Annotated in this window: 30 protein-coding genes; 28 read left to right on the top strand and 2 right to left on the bottom strand. The window is 65.0% G+C overall.

Annotated features, from left to right (window positions below; translation table 11 throughout):
* Positions 1-62: 62 nt before the first annotated feature.
* The 23 genes from rplC to AC1DS0_RS13775 all read left to right on the top strand — a co-directional run bounded on the left by rplC (position 63) and on the right by AC1DS0_RS13775 (position 11,736).
* Complete coding sequence (gene rplC / locus AC1DS0_RS13885; RefSeq protein ID WP_152013679.1) at positions 63-797, top strand: 50S ribosomal protein L3; 735 nt, start codon at positions 63-65, stop codon at positions 795-797.
* A complete protein-coding gene (gene rplD, locus AC1DS0_RS13880) occupies positions 797-1,417 on the top strand; it encodes a 50S ribosomal protein L4 (protein ID WP_091842274.1) in 621 nt (206 codons plus the stop codon). Before rplC ends, rplD begins: the two co-directional genes overlap by 1 nt.
* A complete protein-coding gene (locus AC1DS0_RS13875; RefSeq protein WP_091842271.1) occupies positions 1,414-1,722 on the top strand; it encodes a 50S ribosomal protein L23 in 309 nt (102 codons plus the stop codon). The genes rplD and AC1DS0_RS13875 overlap by 4 nt, the downstream gene beginning before the upstream one ends.
* A gap of 16 nt (positions 1,723-1,738) precedes the next feature.
* Positions 1,739-2,581, top strand: a complete 843-nt coding sequence (gene rplB / locus AC1DS0_RS13870) for a 50S ribosomal protein L2 (RefSeq protein ID WP_057193278.1) — start codon at positions 1,739-1,741, stop codon at positions 2,579-2,581.
* 8 nt (positions 2,582-2,589) lie between these two features.
* Positions 2,590-2,868: a 30S ribosomal protein S19 gene (rpsS, locus tag AC1DS0_RS13865; protein WP_057193275.1), complete on the top strand. Its 279-nt coding sequence runs from the start codon at positions 2,590-2,592 to the stop codon at positions 2,866-2,868.
* Positions 2,869-2,871: 3 nt separating this feature from the next.
* Positions 2,872-3,255, top strand: coding sequence for a 50S ribosomal protein L22 (gene rplV, locus AC1DS0_RS13860; protein WP_091842262.1), 384 nt, complete (start codon positions 2,872-2,874; stop codon positions 3,253-3,255).
* 10 nt (positions 3,256-3,265) lie between these two features.
* Positions 3,266-3,982 (top strand): 30S ribosomal protein S3, encoded by a 717-nt coding sequence (gene rpsC / locus AC1DS0_RS13855; RefSeq protein ID WP_152013680.1) that lies wholly within the window; start codon positions 3,266-3,268, stop codon positions 3,980-3,982.
* Between the two features lie 18 nt (positions 3,983-4,000).
* Positions 4,001-4,414, top strand: a complete 414-nt coding sequence (gene rplP, locus AC1DS0_RS13850; RefSeq protein ID WP_057193262.1) for a 50S ribosomal protein L16 — start codon at positions 4,001-4,003, stop codon at positions 4,412-4,414.
* A gap of 10 nt (positions 4,415-4,424) precedes the next feature.
* A complete protein-coding gene (gene rpmC / locus AC1DS0_RS13845; RefSeq protein WP_476814899.1) occupies positions 4,425-4,637 on the top strand; it encodes a 50S ribosomal protein L29 in 213 nt (70 codons plus the stop codon).
* 13 nt (positions 4,638-4,650) lie between these two features.
* Positions 4,651-4,893, top strand: coding sequence for a 30S ribosomal protein S17 (rpsQ, locus tag AC1DS0_RS13840; RefSeq protein WP_091842255.1), 243 nt, complete (start codon positions 4,651-4,653; stop codon positions 4,891-4,893).
* A 110-nt stretch (positions 4,894-5,003) separates the two neighbouring features.
* A complete protein-coding gene (gene rplN, locus AC1DS0_RS13835) occupies positions 5,004-5,372 on the top strand; it encodes a 50S ribosomal protein L14 (RefSeq protein WP_091842252.1) in 369 nt (122 codons plus the stop codon).
* Positions 5,372-5,689, top strand: a complete 318-nt coding sequence (rplX, locus tag AC1DS0_RS13830) for a 50S ribosomal protein L24 (RefSeq protein WP_057193254.1) — start codon at positions 5,372-5,374, stop codon at positions 5,687-5,689. The genes rplN and rplX overlap by 1 nt, the downstream gene beginning before the upstream one ends.
* Positions 5,682-6,248 carry a 50S ribosomal protein L5 gene (rplE, locus tag AC1DS0_RS13825; protein WP_091842249.1) on the top strand — a complete coding sequence of 189 codons (567 nt, stop codon included), beginning with the start codon at positions 5,682-5,684 and terminating at the stop codon, positions 6,246-6,248. Before rplX ends, rplE begins: the two co-directional genes overlap by 8 nt.
* 36 nt (positions 6,249-6,284) lie before the next feature.
* Positions 6,285-6,590: a 30S ribosomal protein S14 gene (gene rpsN / locus AC1DS0_RS13820; RefSeq protein WP_057193250.1), complete on the top strand. Its 306-nt coding sequence runs from the start codon at positions 6,285-6,287 to the stop codon at positions 6,588-6,590.
* A 12-nt stretch (positions 6,591-6,602) separates the two neighbouring features.
* A complete protein-coding gene (rpsH, locus tag AC1DS0_RS13815; protein WP_057193248.1) occupies positions 6,603-7,001 on the top strand; it encodes a 30S ribosomal protein S8 in 399 nt (132 codons plus the stop codon).
* 35 nt (positions 7,002-7,036) lie between these two features.
* Positions 7,037-7,570: a 50S ribosomal protein L6 gene (gene rplF, locus AC1DS0_RS13810; RefSeq protein ID WP_476814898.1), complete on the top strand. Its 534-nt coding sequence runs from the start codon at positions 7,037-7,039 to the stop codon at positions 7,568-7,570.
* Positions 7,571-7,581: 11 nt separating this feature from the next.
* Entirely contained in the window at positions 7,582-7,944 is a 363-nt protein-coding gene (gene rplR / locus AC1DS0_RS13805; protein ID WP_110489260.1) for a 50S ribosomal protein L18, read from the top strand.
* Positions 7,945-8,078: 134 nt separating this feature from the next.
* The gene (gene rpsE / locus AC1DS0_RS13800) at positions 8,079-8,642 is read left to right on the top strand and encodes a 30S ribosomal protein S5 (RefSeq protein WP_091842240.1); all 564 of its coding nucleotides are present in this window, start codon (positions 8,079-8,081) and stop codon (positions 8,640-8,642) included.
* Positions 8,643-8,652: 10 nt separating this feature from the next.
* Positions 8,653-8,847 carry a 50S ribosomal protein L30 gene (gene rpmD, locus AC1DS0_RS13795; protein ID WP_091842304.1) on the top strand — a complete coding sequence of 65 codons (195 nt, stop codon included), beginning with the start codon at positions 8,653-8,655 and terminating at the stop codon, positions 8,845-8,847.
* Between the two features lie 13 nt (positions 8,848-8,860).
* On the top strand, positions 8,861-9,340 hold the full coding sequence (gene rplO, locus AC1DS0_RS13790; protein ID WP_152013684.1) for a 50S ribosomal protein L15: 480 nt from the start codon (positions 8,861-8,863) through the stop codon (positions 9,338-9,340).
* Between the two features lie 98 nt (positions 9,341-9,438).
* On the top strand, positions 9,439-10,776 hold the full coding sequence (secY, locus tag AC1DS0_RS13785) for a preprotein translocase subunit SecY (RefSeq protein ID WP_476814897.1): 1,338 nt from the start codon (positions 9,439-9,441) through the stop codon (positions 10,774-10,776).
* Positions 10,776-11,357: an adenylate kinase gene (locus tag AC1DS0_RS13780; protein WP_152013686.1), complete on the top strand. Its 582-nt coding sequence runs from the start codon at positions 10,776-10,778 to the stop codon at positions 11,355-11,357. The genes secY and AC1DS0_RS13780 overlap by 1 nt, the downstream gene beginning before the upstream one ends.
* A 76-nt stretch (positions 11,358-11,433) precedes the next feature.
* Complete coding sequence (locus tag AC1DS0_RS13775; protein WP_152013687.1) at positions 11,434-11,736, top strand: alkylphosphonate utilization protein; 303 nt, start codon at positions 11,434-11,436, stop codon at positions 11,734-11,736.
* A gap of 12 nt (positions 11,737-11,748) precedes the next feature.
* Here AC1DS0_RS13775 and AC1DS0_RS13770 read toward each other — a convergent pair whose 3' ends face one another.
* A complete protein-coding gene (locus AC1DS0_RS13770) occupies positions 11,749-12,150 on the bottom strand; it encodes a PIN domain-containing protein (protein ID WP_476814896.1) in 402 nt (133 codons plus the stop codon).
* Positions 12,147-12,383, bottom strand: a complete 237-nt coding sequence (locus tag AC1DS0_RS13765; protein ID WP_476814895.1) for an antitoxin — start codon at positions 12,381-12,383, stop codon at positions 12,147-12,149. Before AC1DS0_RS13765 ends, AC1DS0_RS13770 begins: the two co-directional genes overlap by 4 nt.
* Before the next feature lie 279 nt (positions 12,384-12,662).
* Between AC1DS0_RS13765 and AC1DS0_RS13760 the strand changes: the two genes are divergently transcribed.
* The 5 genes from AC1DS0_RS13760 (at position 12,663) to rplQ (ending at position 16,609) form a co-directional block, all read left to right on the top strand.
* On the top strand, positions 12,663-13,859 hold the full coding sequence (locus tag AC1DS0_RS13760; protein WP_476814894.1) for an ABC transporter substrate-binding protein: 1,197 nt from the start codon (positions 12,663-12,665) through the stop codon (positions 13,857-13,859).
* 227 nt (positions 13,860-14,086) lie between these two features.
* Positions 14,087-14,455, top strand: a complete 369-nt coding sequence (gene rpsM / locus AC1DS0_RS13755) for a 30S ribosomal protein S13 (protein ID WP_057193225.1) — start codon at positions 14,087-14,089, stop codon at positions 14,453-14,455.
* 122 nt (positions 14,456-14,577) lie between these two features.
* Entirely contained in the window at positions 14,578-14,967 is a 390-nt protein-coding gene (gene rpsK / locus AC1DS0_RS13750; RefSeq protein ID WP_043237079.1) for a 30S ribosomal protein S11, read from the top strand.
* A 92-nt stretch (positions 14,968-15,059) separates the two neighbouring features.
* Positions 15,060-16,076 (top strand): DNA-directed RNA polymerase subunit alpha, encoded by a 1,017-nt coding sequence (locus AC1DS0_RS13745; protein WP_152013690.1) that lies wholly within the window; start codon positions 15,060-15,062, stop codon positions 16,074-16,076.
* A 113-nt stretch (positions 16,077-16,189) separates the two neighbouring features.
* Complete coding sequence (gene rplQ, locus AC1DS0_RS13740) at positions 16,190-16,609, top strand: 50S ribosomal protein L17 (protein WP_100962331.1); 420 nt, start codon at positions 16,190-16,192, stop codon at positions 16,607-16,609.
* Positions 16,610-16,718: the final 109 nt, after the last annotated feature.

Genomic DNA, 16,718 nt, shown 5'->3' with positions numbered 1-16,718 from the left:
AAACGGGTCCTCTGTTTCCGGTGCCCCCGGATGGACATGACCCCAAAGGAAGGTATGCACCGATGCGTTCCGGTGTGATTGCACAGAAAGTCGGGATGACCCGCATCTTTACCGATGCCGGCGAGCACATCCCGGTCACCGTGCTGAAGCTCGACAACTGTCAGGTTGTCGCGCACCGCACGAAGGACAAGAACGGCTATGTCGCCGTGCAGCTCGGGACGGGCCGTGCCAAGGTCAAGAACGTCTCGAAGGCGCAGCGCGGCCATTTCGCCGTTGCCAAGGTCGAGCCGAAGCAGAAGCTGGTCGAGTTCCGCGTCAGCGACGACGCGTTGATTCCGGTCGGCGCCGAGCTGACCGCCGACCACTTCGTCGTCGGCCAGTTCGTCGACGTGTCGGGCACGACCACCGGTAAGGGCTTCGCCGGCGGCATGAAGCGCTGGAACTTCGGCGGTCTGCGCGCCACGCACGGCGTCTCGGTCTCGCATCGTTCGATCGGTTCGACCGGTGGCCGTCAGGACCCGGGCAAGACCTTCAAGAACAAGAAGATGCCGGGCCATCTGGGTGCCGAGCGCGTCACCACGCAGAACTTGCGCGTCGTCCAGACGGACGCCGAGCGCGGCCTGATCCTGGTCGAGGGCGCCGTCCCCGGCGTTGCCGGCGGCTGGATCCATGTCCGCGACGCGGTCAAGCGCTCGCTGCCGAAGGACGCGCCCCTGCCGGGCAAGTTCAAGGTCTCCGGCGAGGGCAAGGCCGAGATTGTCGAGGCTCCTGCGGCCCAGGCTGAGGAGAACGTGTGATGAAACTCGATATCGTCACTCTTGAAGGCGGCAATGCCGGCTCGCTCGAGCTGTCCGACGCGATCTTCGGCCTCGAGCCGCGCGCCGACCTGCTCGCCCGCATGGTGCGCTACCAGCTCGCCAAGCGCCGCGCCGGCACGCACAAGTCGAAGGGTCGTTCGGAAGTCGATCGCACCCGCAAGAAGATCTACAAGCAGAAGGGCACCGGCGGCGCTCGTCACGGTGCGGCTTCGGCTCCGCAGTTCCGCGGCGGCGGCAAGGCCTTCGGCCCGGTCGTGCGCGATCACGCCCATGACCTGCCCAAGAAGGTCAAGGCGCTCGCCCTGCGCCATGCGCTCTCGGCCAAGGCCAAGGACGCCGGCCTGATCATCATCGACGACGTCAAGCTCGCCGAGCCCAAGACCAAGATCCTGCTCGGCCATTTCGGCAAGCTGGACCTGTCGAGCGCTCTGGTGATCGGCGGCGCCGAGATCGATGTGAATTTCGGCCTGGCGGCGCGTTCGATCCCGAATGTCGACGTCCTGCCGGTTCAGGGCATCAACGTCTATGACATCCTGCGTCGCGACAAGCTCGTGCTGACGCGCTCGGCTGTCGATGCGCTGGAGGCGCGCTTCAAATGAGCCAGTCCAAGAACTTGGATCCGCGCCACTACGACGTCATCCGTGGCCCGGTGATCACCGAAAAGGCGACCATGCTCTCCGAGCACAACAAGGTCGTCTTCAAGGTCGCGAAGACCGCGACCAAGCCGCAGATCAAGGCGGCGATCGAGAAGCTGTTCGATGTCAAGGTGATCAGCGTCAACACGATGGTCACCGAGGGCAAGATGAAGGTCTTCCGGGGCCGTCTCGGTCAGCGCTCGGACGTCAAGAAGGCGGTCGTGACCCTCGAAGAAGGTCACTCCATCGACGTGACCACTGGGCTTTGAGGGAAGGATCGTCATCATGGCTTTGAAGAGTTTCAAGCCGATCACGCCGAGCCTTCGCCAGCTCGTGATCGTCGACCGCAGCGAGCTCTACAAGGGCAAGCCGGTCAAGGCGCTGACCGAGGGCAAGTCGTCCTCGGGTGGCCGCAACAACCTCGGCCGCATCACCGTCCGCTTCCGCGGCGGTGGTCACAAGCGCACGCTGCGCCTGATCGATTTCAAGCGTCGCGGCAAGGCCGGTATCCCGGCTGCCGTGGAGCGGATCGAGTATGATCCGAACCGCTCGGCCTTCATCGCGCTGATCAAGTATCAGGACGGCGAGCTCGCCTACATCCTGGCGCCGCAGCGCCTGGCGGTCGGCGACAGCGTCATCGCCGGCGACAGCGTCGACGTGAAGCCCGGCAACGCGGCCCCGATGGGCTCGCTGCCGATCGGCACGATCGTCCACAATGTCGAGCTCAAGATCGGCAAGGGCGGGGCGCTGGCGCGCTCGGCGGGCAACTACGCCCAGATCGTCGGTCGCGACCAGGGCTACGTCATCGTCCGTCTGAACTCGGGCGAACAGCGCCTGATCAGCGGCCTGTGCTATGCGACGGTGGGCGCGGTCTCGAACCCCGACCACATGAACCGGAATGACGGCAAGGCCGGGCGCTCGCGCTGGCTGGGTCGTCGTCCGCATAACCGTGGTGTCTCGATGAACCCGGTCGACCATCCGCACGGCGGCGGCGAAGGCCGCACCTCGGGCGGCCGTCATCCGGTCACGCCCTGGGGTCTGCCGACCAAGGGCAAGAAGACCCGCTCGAACAAGCGGACCGATACGTTCATCGTGTCGAGCCGTCACGCCCGCAAGAAGAAGAACTGAGGTCCGTCATGGCGCGTTCGCTTTGGAAAGGTCCGTTTGTCGACGGATACCTCCTGAAGAAGGCCGAGGTCGCCCGTTCGGCGGCCCGGTCGGAAGTCATCAAGATCTGGAGCCGCCGCTCCACGATCCTCCCGCAGTTCGTCGGTCTGACGTTCGGCGTCTACAACGGCCACAAGCATGTGCCGGTGAACGTCTCCGAGGAGATGGTGGGCCACAAGTTCGGCGAGTTCTCGCCGACGCGCACCTTCCCCGGCCACGCTGCCGACAAGAAGGCGAAGAGGAAGTAAGCCATGGGTAAGCCCTCCGCCCCCCGTGCGCTGCCCGAGAACGAGGCCAAGGCGGTGGCGCGCAACCTGCGCGTCTCCCCGCAGAAGCTGAACCTTCTCGCCCAGCTCATCCGCGGCAAGAAGGTCTCGACCGCGCTCGCCGACCTCGAGTTCTCGCGCAAGCGGATCTCGACCGATGTGCGCAAGTGCCTGCAGAGCGCGATCGCCAACGCCGAGAACAACCATGATCTCGACGTCGACGATCTGGTCGTGTCCCAGGCTTTCGTCGGCAAGGCGCTGGTCATGAAGCGCTTCCATGCCCGCGCTCGCGGCCGTGGCGCCCGCATCATGAAGCCCTTCGCCAACATCACGATCGTGGTGCGCGAAGTTCAGGCTGCGAAGGCCTGAGGAGAGAACGATGGGTCAGAAAATCAATCCGATCGGCCTTCGTCTCGGCATCAACCGGACCTGGGATTCGCGCTGGTTCGCCAGCAAGGGCGAGTACGGCAAGCTGCTTCATGAGGACATGGCCATCCGCGCCGCCCTGATGAAGCTGCTGAAGCAGGCCGCCGTATCGAAGATCATCATCGAGCGTCCGCACAAGAAGTGCCGCGTCACCATCCACTCGGCTCGTCCGGGCGTGGTGATCGGCAAGAAGGGCGCCGACATCGAGAAGCTGCGCAAGACGGTCTCGAAGCTGACGAACGCCGACGTGACGATCAACATCGTCGAGGTGCGCAAGCCCGAGATCGACGCGACCCTGGTCGCCGACTCGATCGCGCAGCAGCTCGAGCGCCGCGTCGCCTTCCGTCGCGCCATGAAGCGCGCCGTGCAGTCGGCGATGCGTCTTGGCGCCGAGGGCATCCGCATCAACTGCTCGGGCCGTCTCGGCGGCGCGGAAATCGCGCGCCTCGAGTGGTATCGTGAAGGCCGCGTGCCGCTGCATACGCTGCGCGCCGACGTCGACTACGGCGTCGCCACCGCCTTCACGACCTATGGCACGTGCGGGATCAAGGTCTGGATCTTCAAGGGCGAGATCCTCGAACACGACCCGATGGCCCAGGACAAGCGCCTCTCGGACGAGGGCGGCCGCTCCGGTGGTGAGCGCCGCGAACGTCGCGAGCAGGCTGCGTAAGGCTGATCGAGAAGAGCCATGCTGCAACCAAAGCGCACTAAGTTCCGTAAGCAGTTTAAGGGACGCATTTCCGGCGTCGCCAAGGGCGGTACGGATCTCAACTTCGGCCAGTTCGGCCTGAAGGCCCAGGAGCCGGAGCGCGTCACGGCCCGCCAGATCGAGGCGGCCCGTCGTGCCATCACCCGCGCCATGAAGCGCGCGGGTCGAGTCTGGATCCGGATCTTCCCGGACGTGCCGGTCTCGAAGAAGCCGACCGAAGTCCGCATGGGTAAGGGCAAGGGTTCGCCCGAGTTCTGGGCGGCCAAGGTCAAGCCGGGCCGGATCATGTTCGAGCTCGACGGCGTGCCGGAGGATATCGCCCGCGAGGCGCTCCGTCTCGGTGCCGCCAAGCTGCCGATCAAGACCCGCTTCATCCAGCGAATCGCCGAGTAAGGAGGGCGAGATGAAATCGACTCAACGCCTGTCCGATCTCAAAGTGATGAGCACGGACCAGCTCCAGGACGAGCTTCTGAAGCTCAAGAAGGAGCAGTTCAACCTGCGTTTCCAGCGCGCCACCGGTCAGCTCGAGAATACCGCTCGGGTCACCTTGGTGCGCAAGGAGATCGCCCGCATCAAGACACTGCAGCGGTCGAAGACCGCGGCAGTGAGCGCCTGAGGAGTAGGGGACCATGCCGAAGCGCGTGCTGCAGGGCGTCGTCGTCAGCGACAAGCAAAACAAAACTGTTGTGGTCAAGGTCGAGCGGCGTTATACGCACCCGCTCCTCAAGAAGACGGTGCGCCGTTCGAAGAACTATCACGCCCATGACGAGGCGGGGTCGTTCAAGGTCGGTGACTCGGTTTGGATCGAGGAGTCGAAGCCCATTTCCAAGCTGAAAAGCTGGGTTGTGCTCGACAACGCTCCCAAGGCGTAAGTCGAATCATTGAGGCCAGGGGGCGATCGACCCCCGTCAGTCGTAGTCCGGGCAGGGCATAACGCCTTTGTCCGGAAACCGCGCTGATATGGAATGGAAGGATCAAGGCCATGATCCAGGTGCAGACGAATCTCGAGGTCGCCGACAATTCTGGCGCCCGCCGCGTGATGTGCATCAAGGTTCTCGGCGGCTCGAAGCGGCGCTATGCCCGCATCGGCGACATCATTGTGGTTTCGATCAAGGAAGCCATCCCGCGCGGCCGCGTGAAGAAGGGCGACGTCATGAAGGCGATCGTCGTGCGCACCGCCAAGGACATCAAGCGCGCCGATGGTTCGGTGATCCGCTTCGACCGCAACGCGGCCGTGCTGATCAACAACCAGAAGGAGCCGGTGGGCACCCGCATCTTCGGACCGGTTCCGCGCGAGCTGCGCGCCAAGAACCACATGAAGATCATTTCGCTCGCTCCCGAGGTGCTGTGATGGCTGCGAAAATCAAGAAGGGCGACAAGGTCGTCGTGCTCGCCGGCCGCGACAAGGGCAAGAACGGCGAAGTGCTCCAGGTCCTGCCGAAGGACGCCCGCGCTGTCGTGCGCGGCGTGAACCTGGTGAAGAAGCACACCAAGGCGACCGCCCAGTCCGAGGGCGGCATCATCAGCAAGGAAGCCACGATCGACCTGTCGAACCTGGCCGTCGCCGATCCGAAGGACGGCAAGCCGACCCGCGTCGGCTTCAAGGTGCTCGATGACGGCCGCAAGGTCCGTTTCGCCAAGCGTTCGGGGGATCTGATCGATGGCTGACAATCAGCAGGCGGCTCTCTCGCCGCGTTTGAAGAAGCATTACGAGGACGTCGTCCGTCCCGCGATGATCGCCGAGTTCGGCTACAAGAACGTTATGGAAGTGCCGACCCTCGAGAAGGTCGTCATCAACATGGGCGTGGGCGAAGCCACGGCTGACCGCAAGAAGGTTGACAACGCCGCCGGCGACCTCGCCATGATCGCCGGCCAGAAGCCGGTCATCACCAAGTCCCGCCTCGCCATCGCCGGCTTCAAGCTGCGCGAGAACATGGCGGTGGGTGCCAAGGTCACGCTGCGCAAGACCAAGATGTTCGAGTTCGTTGACCGGCTCGTCACCATTGCTCTTCCGCGAGTGCGCGACTTCCGTGGCCTCAACCCGAAGTCGTTCGACGGGCGCGGCAATTTCGCGCTCGGGATCAAGGAGCACATCGTGTTCCCCGAGATCAACTACGACAAGGTCGACCAGGTCTGGGGTATGGACGTGATCGTCTGCACGACTGCGAAGTCGGATGACGAGGCACGCGCCCTGCTCAAGCACTTCAACTTCCCGTTCCGGCAGTGAGCCTTCGGGCTCATACGCGGAAACCAGGAGATATCGATGGCTAAGAAAAGCTCCGTCGAGAACAACAACCGCCGCAAGGCGCTCGTGAAGAAATTCGCGGGCCGTCGTGCGCGCCTTCTCGCGATCGCTAATGACGAGAACCAGTCGATGGACGAGCGTTTCCTCGCTCGCCTGAAGCTGGCCGAACTGCCGCGCAATTCCGCCGGCATCCGCGTGCGCAACCGTTGCGAAGTCACCGGCCGCCCGCGCGCTTTCTATCGCAAGTTGAAGATGTCGCGCGTTGCTTTGCGCGAGCTCGGCAACAAGGGGCTGGTTCCCGGCCTCGTCAAGTCGAGCTGGTGAGGAGGTAGCATCATGGCGATCATCGATCCGCTTGGCGATATGCTGACCCGCATCCGCAATGCGCAGATGCGGCGCAAGTCGCGCGTTTCCACTCCGGGCTCGAAGCTGCGCGCCCGCGTTCTGGACGTGCTGCAGTCGGAAGGTTACATCCGCGGCTATTCGACCACCGAGTTCGGCAACGGCCGCACCGAGTTCGACATCGAGCTGAAGTACCACGAGGGACAGCCGGTCATCCGGTCGATCTCGCGCGTGTCGAAGCCCGGCCGTCGCGTCTACTCCTCGGTCGAGACCATGCCTCGCGTGGCCGACGGCCTCGGCGTCACCATCGTCTCCACGCCCCGTGGCGTGATGTCCGATCATCTTGCCCGCGAGCAGAACGTGGGCGGCGAAGTGCTCTGCAAGGTCTTCTGACCTTTCGCGCACAGCTGCTCATCAGGAGAGATCCAATGTCTCGTATCGGTAAGAAGCCCGTTTCGGTCCCCGCTGGCGTCACCGCCAACGTCTCGGGCCAACTGGTCAAGATCAAGGGCTCGAAGGGCGAATTGTCCTTCGAGGTTCCCGAGGAGGTCTCGGTCGCACTGGAGAACGGCGCCATCGCCGTCCAGCCGCGCTCGCAGACCAAGCGCGCCCGCGCGCTCTGGGGCACCTCGCGTGCCCGCATCAACAACCTGGTCGTCGGTACGACGGCCGGCTTCGAGAAGAAGCTCGAGATCAACGGCGTCGGCTACAAGGCCGCCGTCAACGGCAAGATCCTGAAGCTCTCGCTCGGCTACAGCCACGACATCGACTATCCGATCCCGGCCGGGGTCGCGATCGTCACGCCGAAGCCGACCGAGATCGTGATCTCCGGCATCGACAAGCAGGTCGTCGGCCAGACCGCCGCCGAGATCCGCGATTATCGCGGTCCCGAGCCCTACAAGGGCAAGGGCGTCAAGTACGCCGGCGAGTTCATCTTCCGCAAGGAAGGCAAGAAGAAGTAAGGACGCGAGCCATGAGCAAGCAGACAGTTGCGACTGCGCGCCGCAAGGCCCGCGTTCGTCGCGCGATCAAGGCGGTGGCCAATGGCCGCGCCCGCCTGTCGGTGCACCGCACCGGCAAGCAGATTTATGCGCAGGTCATCGACGACGCGAAGGGGCTGACGCTCGCTTCGGCCTCGTCGATGGACAAGGATATCCGCGCCGACATCAAGTCGGGCGCGAATGTCGAGGCCGCGGCGCAGATCGGCAAGATCCTTGCCGAGCGCGCCATCAAGGCCGGCGTCAAGGAGGTCGTGTTCGACCGTGGCGCCTATATGTACCATGGCCGCGTCAAGGCGCTGGCCGAAGCTGCTCGCGAAGGCGGGCTGAGCTTCTGATTGGTTGACTACCGCGGGATGCGGGAGGCCTCACGGGCTTCCCGCATATCGCATTTGGAAAGTCGCTCCATTCCGGAGCGCTCGAGCGAGCGGCGGGCCATGATTGGCACCGTCCGCGCAAGTAAGAGGAAGACATGGCGAGAGAACCTCGTGACCGTCAGAACCGCGAAGAGCGTGATTCTGAATTCGTGGACCGCCTGGTCCACATCAACCGCGTCGCCAAGGTGGTGAAGGGCGGCCGTCGCTTCGGCTTCGCTGCCCTCGTCGTCGTCGGCGACCAGAAGGGCCGCGTCGGCTTCGGCCACGGCAAGGCCCGTGAAGTGCCTGAGGCGATCCGCAAGGCGACGGAAGCTGCCAAGCGCGGCCTCGTCCGCGTTCCGCTGCGCGATGGCCGCACGCTGCACCATGACGTCCACGGCCGTCACGGCGCCGGCAAGGTCATCCTGCGCGCTGCCCCGGCCGGTACCGGCATCATCGCCGGCGGCCCGATGCGCGCCGTCTTCGAGGCGGTCGGCATGCAGGACGTGGTCTCGAAGTCGCTCGGCTCTTCGAACCCGTACAACCTCGTGCGCGCCACCTTCGATGCGCTGAAGAACGAGGATTCGCCGCGTAGCGTCGCCGCGCGTCGCTCGCTCAAGGTTTCGGCCCTGCAGACCCGCCGCCGCGATGCCGGCGCGGATGCCGGCGCGGACGCGTGAGGAGGGTTCGATGGCAAAGGCTGAGAAGACCTTCACCGTCGAGCAGATCGGTTCGCCGATCCGCCGCGACGCCTCGCAGCGCCAGACCCTGATCGGTCTCGGCCTGAACAAGATCCGCCGCCAATCGACCCTGCAGGACACGCCGGCTGCGCGTGGCATGGTCGAGAAGGTCAAGCACCTCGTCCGCGTCGTCGACGCGAAGTGAGGAGGGCGAACCCATGAAACTCACTGATATTCGTGACAACGAAGGCGCGACCAAGTCGCGCATCCGCGTCGGCCGCGGCATCGGCTCCGGCAAGGGCAAGACCGGCGGGCGTGGCGTCAAGGGCCAGAAGGCTCGCGCCGGCGTGGCGGTCAAGGGCTTCGAAGGCGGTCAGATGCCGCTTTATCGGCGCCTGCCGAAGCGCGGCTTCCACAACCTGTTCTCCAAGGATCTGAACGAGGTCAACCTCGGTCGCATCCAGCAGGCGGTCGAAGCCGGGAAGCTCGATGCCAAGGGTGCGGTGACGATCGAGGCGCTGGTCGCCGCGGGCGTCATCACCCGGCAGGCCAAGGACGGCGTCAAGATCCTCGGCGTCGGCGAACTCAAGGCGAAGCTCGCCTTCGAGGTGGCCGGTGCGTCGAAGTCGGCCGTCGAGGCGATCGAGAAGGCTGGCGGCACGGTCAAGATCCTGGCGGCTGCCGCTTCACAGGCGTGACTTCCACGCTTACATGACTAACGCGAGCGGCGGCCGGGCCCGAAGCCCTGGCCGCCGTTCGACTGTCTAGACCAGAGAATCACCCAAGGACCGGACGCATGGCATCGGCGGCTGAACAGCTTGCGGCAAACCTGAACTTCGGCGCGCTGGCCAAGGCCGACGAGTTGAAGAAGCGGATCTGGTTCACGCTGGGGGCGCTGATCGTCTACCGGCTCGGCACCTATATCCCGCTGCCCGGCATGAATCCGGATGCGGTCGCCGACCTGTTCAAGCAGACCCAGTCGGGCGTGCTCGGCCTGTTCAACATGTTCTCCGGCGGCGCGGTCGGCCGGCTCGCGATCTTCGCGCTGGCGATCATGCCGTACATCTCGGCCTCGATCATCATCCAGCTGCTCTCCAGCGTCGTCCCGACCTTCGAGACGCTGAAGAAGGAAGGCGAGGCGGGCCGCAAGATCCTCAACCAGTACACGCGCTATCTGACGCTGGTGCTGGCGCTGTTCCAGGCCTGGGGCATCGGCGTCGGCCTGCAGGGCTCGGGCAATCTCGTGCTGGAGCCGGGACCGTTCTTCCTGATCTCGACCACGATCACGCTGGTCGGCGGCACCATGTTCCTGCTCTGGCTCGGCGAGCAGATCACCAGCCGCGGCATCGGCAACGGCACGTCGATGATCATCTTCGCCGGCATCATCGCCGAATTCCCGGCCCAGCTGGCGCAGACGCTCGAGCTCGGCCGCCAGGGCGCGATCTCGACTGGCCTGCTGTTGCTCGTCATGGTGATGGCGGTCTGCGTCATCGCCTTCGTGGTCTTCGTCGAGCGCGCCCAGCGCCGCCTGCTGATCAACTATCCCAAGCGCCAGGTCGGCAACCGCATGTATGAGGGCCAGACCTCGTTCTTGCCGCTGAAGCTCAACACCGCCGGCGTGATCCCGCCGATCTTCGCCTCGTCGCTGCTGCTGCTGCCGACCACCATCGCCAGCTTCTCGCAGGCTTCGGGCGGCACCGGCATCCTGTCGACGCTGGCGACCTATCTGGCGCATGGCCGGCCGCTGTTCATGTTCCTCTATGCGGCGCTGATCGTCTTCTTCTGCTTCTTCTACACCGCGATCGTGTTCAATCCGGTCGAGACGGCGGACAATCTCAAGAAGCATGGCGGCTTCATGCCCGGCATCCGCCCGGGCGAGCGCACGGCCGAGCATATCGACCGGGTTCTGACCCGCATCACCGTGCTCGGCGCCGCCTATTTGACTATCGTCTGCTTGATCCCGGAGTTCATGATCACCTATGCCCAGATTCCGATCATCCTGCTCGGCGGCACCTCGCTGCTGATCGTGGTGACGACGACCATGGACACGGTGGCTCAGGTCCATGGTCATCTGCTGGCCCATCAGTATGAGGGGCTGGTCAAAAAGGCGAAGTTGAGGGGGGCAAGGCGCTGATGAGGCTGATTTTCCTGGGGCCGCCGGGGGCGGGCAAAGGCACTCAGGCGACACGGATCGTCGCGAAGCACGGCATTCCGCAGCTCTCGACCGGTGACATGCTGCGTGCGGCAGTCGCCGCCAGCACGCCGGTCGGCCTCAAGGCCAAGGCCGTTATGGATGCCGGCGGGCTGGTCTCGGACGAGATCGTCATCGGTATCGTCGCCGATCGCATCGAAGAAGCCGATGCCAGGAAGGGCTTCATCCTCGACGGTTTCCCGCGCACGCTGGCGCAGGCCGAGGCACTCGACTCGATGCTGGCCGGCAAGGGCTTGAAGCTCGACAAGGTGCTCGAACTTCGCGTCGACCAGAGCAAGCTCGTCGACCGGATCGTGCGCCGGGCCGAGGAGGCCAAGGCCGCTGGCCAGCCGGTGCGCAAGGACGACGACCCGGAGGTCTTCAAGACCCGGCTCGAGGCCTATAACCGCGACACCGCGATCGTCGCGCCCTATTACGAGAAGCGCGGCCAGCTGACGCCGATCGACGGCATGCAGCCGATCGAGCAAGTGGCGAGCGCGATCGACCAGGCGCTGGCGGGCTGATATCCAGCCAGATCGGTCATTCAGATGCCGCGCGGCTCTCGTCGCGCGGTTTTTTCTTGGCAAAGGAGCCGGGCCCATGGCCGATGGCGATGACGACTATGTCTATGACGAAGCGACCGGCGAGTGGCGCCCGGCTTCGGAACTGGCAGCCGCCGCGGCGCAAAAGCTCGAGGTCCGCGACGCCTCCGGCAACATCCTGGCCGACGGCGACGCGGTGACGCTGATCAAGGATCTCAAGGTCAAGGGCGCCAACCAGACCCTGAAGCAGGGCACGGTGATCCGCTCGATCCGGCTGACGGACAACCCCGAAGAGATCGACTGCCGCCACGAGAGCATCAAGGGCCTGGTGCTGCGCACGGAGTTCGTGCGCAAGCGGTGAGGGGGGCTCAGGTCAGCCCAGCCAGTTCTCGACTTCGAGCCCGTCGACGCGGGCGAATTCATCGATGTTCGCCGTGACCATGATGCAGCCGAGTGCCAGAGCCTGCGCAGCGATGAGCATGTCGTTGCCGCCGATCGGTTGGCCTTTCGCTTCGAGCGCCGTGCGCAGGTCAGCATAGGCGCGCGAGGCGGTTTCGTCGAAAGGAATGGTCTCGATCTCGACGAGCAGAGCCTCGACGGTTGCTGACAGCCTGGCCGAGCCGGCTTTCCTGCAGCCATAGCGCAACTCGGCCGCGACGATCACGCTCGTCAGAACCTGGCGGTCGCCGACCTCGGCGATGCGTTGCGCGACGCGGCCCTGTGGCTGCCGAACCAGATCGGAGATGATGTTGGTGTCGAGCAGATAGCGCGTCAAAGGTCGCGTTCCGGTGTCGGCGGAGGATCGGCGATTTCCGGGAAGGCCTCGTCGAGCGGCTCCAGGCTTGCGAGCAGGGCGGATAGACCCCGTTTAGCCAGTGGCTCGATGACGAGGCGGTCGCCATCTCGGCGCATCAGAGCCTCATCCCCGGGAAGTTCGAACTCGACAGGGATGCGAACAGCCTGATTGCGGCCATTGCGAAACAGCCTGACATGTCGAATCTCGTTCATTCGCGTCGCTCCAGGCTATCGGCATATGCCTGAGCATATGCCTCGACGATGCCGACCGCAAGACTTGGGCCGGAGACTCGGTTCAGCCGGATGTGCTCGTGCGGATTTACGCCAGCGCAGGCGCGGTTTCGCGCGCCGCGGTTGCAATTGACACATCTCTTCCCGCCGACTGAACTCGGCCCCAGGCCGATGACGGCCAAGACACGGGACGACGGCAGCCGATGCCGGTGGCACGCGCCATCGCCGGTGGGCCGATCGGCCGGCAAACGGGAGGACGACATGAAACGGGTTGCTTGCCTTGTGGCGGCTGCGCTGCTGGCGACGGCTTCGACCGTGCAGGCGCAGGATGCGGTCAAGATCGGCGTCCTCAACGACCAGTCGGGCAATTATGCCGAGTTCGGCGGGCTCGGCTCGGTCGAGGCGGCCAAGCTCGCGATCGAGGATTTCGGCGGCTCGGTGCTGGGCAAGCCGATCGAGGTCGTCTCGGGCGACCACCAGAACAAGCCGGACGTCGCCGCCGGCCTGGCGCGGCGCTGGTACGATGTCGATGGCGTCACCGCCATCGCCGACCTGACCAATTCGGCCGTGGCGCTCGCCGTAGCGGGCATCGCCAAGGAGAAGCAGAAAGTCGCGCTCTACAATGGCCCGGCGACGACGCGCCTCTTCAACGAGGACTGCATGGCGACCGGCTTCATGTGGACCTTCGATACGGCGACCTCGGCCAAGGGCACGGCGCTGTCGATCCTGCGCGAGGGCGGCGGCAGCTGGTACATCATCGCCGCCGACTACGCTTTCGGCCATCAGCTCACCGCCGACATCGAGAAGGTTGTCGCCGCCAATGGCGGCAAGACGCTCGGCACTGTGCGGGCGCCGCTCTCGACGCCCGATTTCTCCTCCTTCCTGCTGCAGGCGCAGGCCTCCAAAGCCAAGATCGTCGCCTTCGCCAATGCCGGCAGCGACACGATCAATTCGATCAAGCAGGCCGGTGAGTTCGGCCTCGTCGATGGCGGCCAGAAGCTCGCCGCCATGGTCGTGGTCCTGAGCGACGTGCATGGGCTCGGCCTCGACAAGGCCAAGGGGCTGATCACCACCGCTGCCTACTACCATGACGCCGACAAGCCGAGTCGCGCCTTCGCCGATCGCTATATGGCGCGGACGAAGAAGATGCCGGGCATGATCCAGGCCAGCGTCTACTCCTCGGTGCTGCACTACCTCAAGGCGGTGAAGGCGGCCGGCACGGCGGCGGGCCCTGCTGTCGCGGCCAAGATGAAGGAGCTGCCGGTCGACGACTTCTATGCGCCCGGCGCCAAGATCCGCGAAGATGGCCGGCTGCTGAACGACATGTTGCTGGTCGAGGCCAAGGCCCCCTCCGAATCGAAGGCGCCCTGGGACTATTTCAAGGTGGTCCGCAAGATCCCGGCGGCCGAGATCATCGCGCCGCTGTCGGAGAGCAAGTGCCCGCTGGTGAAGAAGTAGAGGCAGCGGGGGCGGGCGCGCCTGGGTTGACAGGGCGCGCTTAACCGACTACCAGCGCGCCATCCGGTTTCAGCTGAGCGATGCCGATGCCTTCGCAAGAAGGGTCGACGTCGCTTTCTCGCGTGGACTGGATTCAGCGCTCCGCAAGGGCCGGCCTCCACCGGACGCGGAGTTCTTGTCATTGTCATGGCGCCTGGCGTCATGGCCGCAATGGAGAGGTGAAGAACATGGCTCGTATCGCGGGCGTTAACATTCCGACCGGCAAGCGCGTCGTCATCGGTCTGCAGTACATTCACGGAATCGGCGCCCAGAAGGCCAAGGAGATCTGCGAAAAGGTCGGCATCGCCGCCGAGCGCCGGGTCAACCAGCTGACCGACGCCGAGGTGCTGCAGATCCGCGAGACGATCGACCGCGACTATCTCGTCGAGGGCGATCTGCGCCGCGAAGTTTCGATGAACATCAAGCGCCTGATGGACCTTGGTTGCTACCGCGGCCTGCGCCATCGCCGCTCGCTGCCGGTGCGCGGCCAGCGCACCCACACCAACGCCCGCACCCGCAAGGGCAAGGCGAAGCCGATCGCCGGCAAGAAGAAGTGAGTGGCGGCGGGCCGGATAACCGGCTCGCTGCATTGTTTTGCGTCGCCTGACCCGCTCGCGGGCAGGCGATATCCCCAGCGCCTGGCATCACGGGCGCGCCTGAAGGATGGAAGAAAGAGACTATGGCCAAGGAAGCCCAACGCGTCCGTCGTCGCGAACGCAAGAACATCGTTTCCGGCGTCGCGCATGTGAACGCCTCGTTCAACAACACCATGATCACCATCACCGACGCGCAGGGCAACACGATCTCGTGGTCGTCCGCCGGTACGATGGGGTTCAAGGGCTCGCGCAAGTCGACCCCCTATGCCGCCCAGGTCGCCGCCGAAGACGCCGCCCGCAAGGCTGCCGAGCACGGCATGCGCACCCTCGAAGTCGAGGTCACCGGTCCGGGTTCGGGCCGCGAGTCGGCGCTGCGCGCGCTGCAGGCCGCCGGCTTCACCGTCACCTCGATCCGCGACGTGACGCCGATCCCGCACAATGGCTGCCGGCCGCGCAAGCGTCGCCGCGTCTGAGCTATAAGCCGGATCGAAGCGGCGTCCGCAGGGGCGGACGCCGGTACGGGGCGGCCCGCCGCCGCCATTATTGAATCACCAGGAGTGCGGTCGTGATCAGCAAGAATTGGCAGGATCTGTCCAAGCCTAACAAGCTCGAAGTCAAGGTCGGCGACGACCCGAAGCGTCAGGCTACCGTGATCGCGCGTCCGCTCGAGCGCGGCTTCGGCATGACGCTCGGCAACGCGCTGCGTCGCGTGCTGCTCTCCTCGCTCCAGGGTGCTGCCGTCACCGCCGTCCAGATCGACGGTGTGCTGCATGAGTTCTCCTCGATCCCGGGCGTGCGCGAGGACGTCACCGACATCGTCCTGAACATCAAGGCGATCGCCATCAAGATGCAGGGCGAGGGTCCCAAGCGCATGACCCTGCGCAAGACCGGCCCTGGCGCCGTCACCGCCGGCGACATCAACACCATCGGCGACGTCTCGATCCTCAACCCCGAGCTCGTGCTCTGCACGCTCGACGACGGGGCCGAGATCCGCATGGAGTTCACGGTCAACACCGGCAAGGGCTACGTCCCCTCCGAGCAGAACCGTCCCGAGGACGCGCCGATCGGCCTGATCCCCGTCGACAGCCTCTACTCGCCGGTCAAGAAGGTCTCCTATCGCGTCGAGAACACCCGCGAGGGCCAGAATCTCGACCGAGACATGCTGACCATGCAGATCGAGACCAACGGCTCGGTTTCGCCTGAGGACGCGCTGGCGCTCGCCGCCCGCATCTTGCAGGACCAGCTCGCCGTCTTCATCACCTTCGAAGAGCCGCGCAAGGAAGAGGCCGTCTCGACCGCGCCGCAGCTGCCGTTCAACCCGGCCCTGCTCAAGAAGGTCGACGAGCTCGAACTGTCTGTTCGTTCGGCGAACTGCCTGAAGAACGACAACATCGTCTATATCGGCGATCTCATCCAGAAGTCGGAGGGCGAGATGCTGCGCACCCCGAACTTCGGCCGCAAGTCGCTGAACGAGATCAAGGAAGTGCTCGCCACCATGGGCCTCCATCTCGGCATGGACGTGCAGGGCTGGCCGCCGGAGAACATCGAAGAGCTGGCGAAGCGCTTCGAAGAGCACTACTGAGACCCCGGCGCGGGACTGCTTCCCGCGCCACTTCCCGCCCGGCGCATGAGCACCGGAGCATAAAGGACGGCCGTTCCGTGGCACGGCGGCCGTAAGCAACGAAGGAGCCAAACATGCGTCACGGTTTCCGCGGTCGTCGTTTCAACCGCACTGCCGAGCATCGCCAGGCGATGTTCGCCAACATGGCCCAGGCCCTGATCAAGCACGAGCAGATCACCACCACGCTGCCGAAGGCCAAGGACCTGCGTCCGGTCGTCGAGAAGCTGGTCACGCTCGGCAAGCGCGGCGACCTGCACGCCCGCCGCCAGGCGATCGCGCAGATCAAGGACGTCGCCCTCGTCGGCAAGCTCTTCGCGGTCCTCGGCCCGCGCTACAAGGAGCGCAATGGCGGCTATCTGCGCATCATGAAGGCGGGCTTCCGCTTCGGCGACAACGCCCCGCTCGCCGTGATCGAGTTCGTCGATCGCGACGTCGACGCCAAGGGCAAGGATTCCGGCCCGGTCTTCACGGCGGATGACGAGCAGGCGGCCTGAGCCGCACCGGCATCAAGCATTTCGGAAAGGGCGGTCTTCGGACCGCCCTTTTTTGTTTCTGAGGGCCTGACGGGCCTGCGCTTCGAAGTATATACGCATACGGGTGGAT

The organism is Allobosea sp. P4_H5 (assembly GCF_056400825.1).
This window is presented reverse-complemented; position numbering and strand designations above follow the sequence as displayed.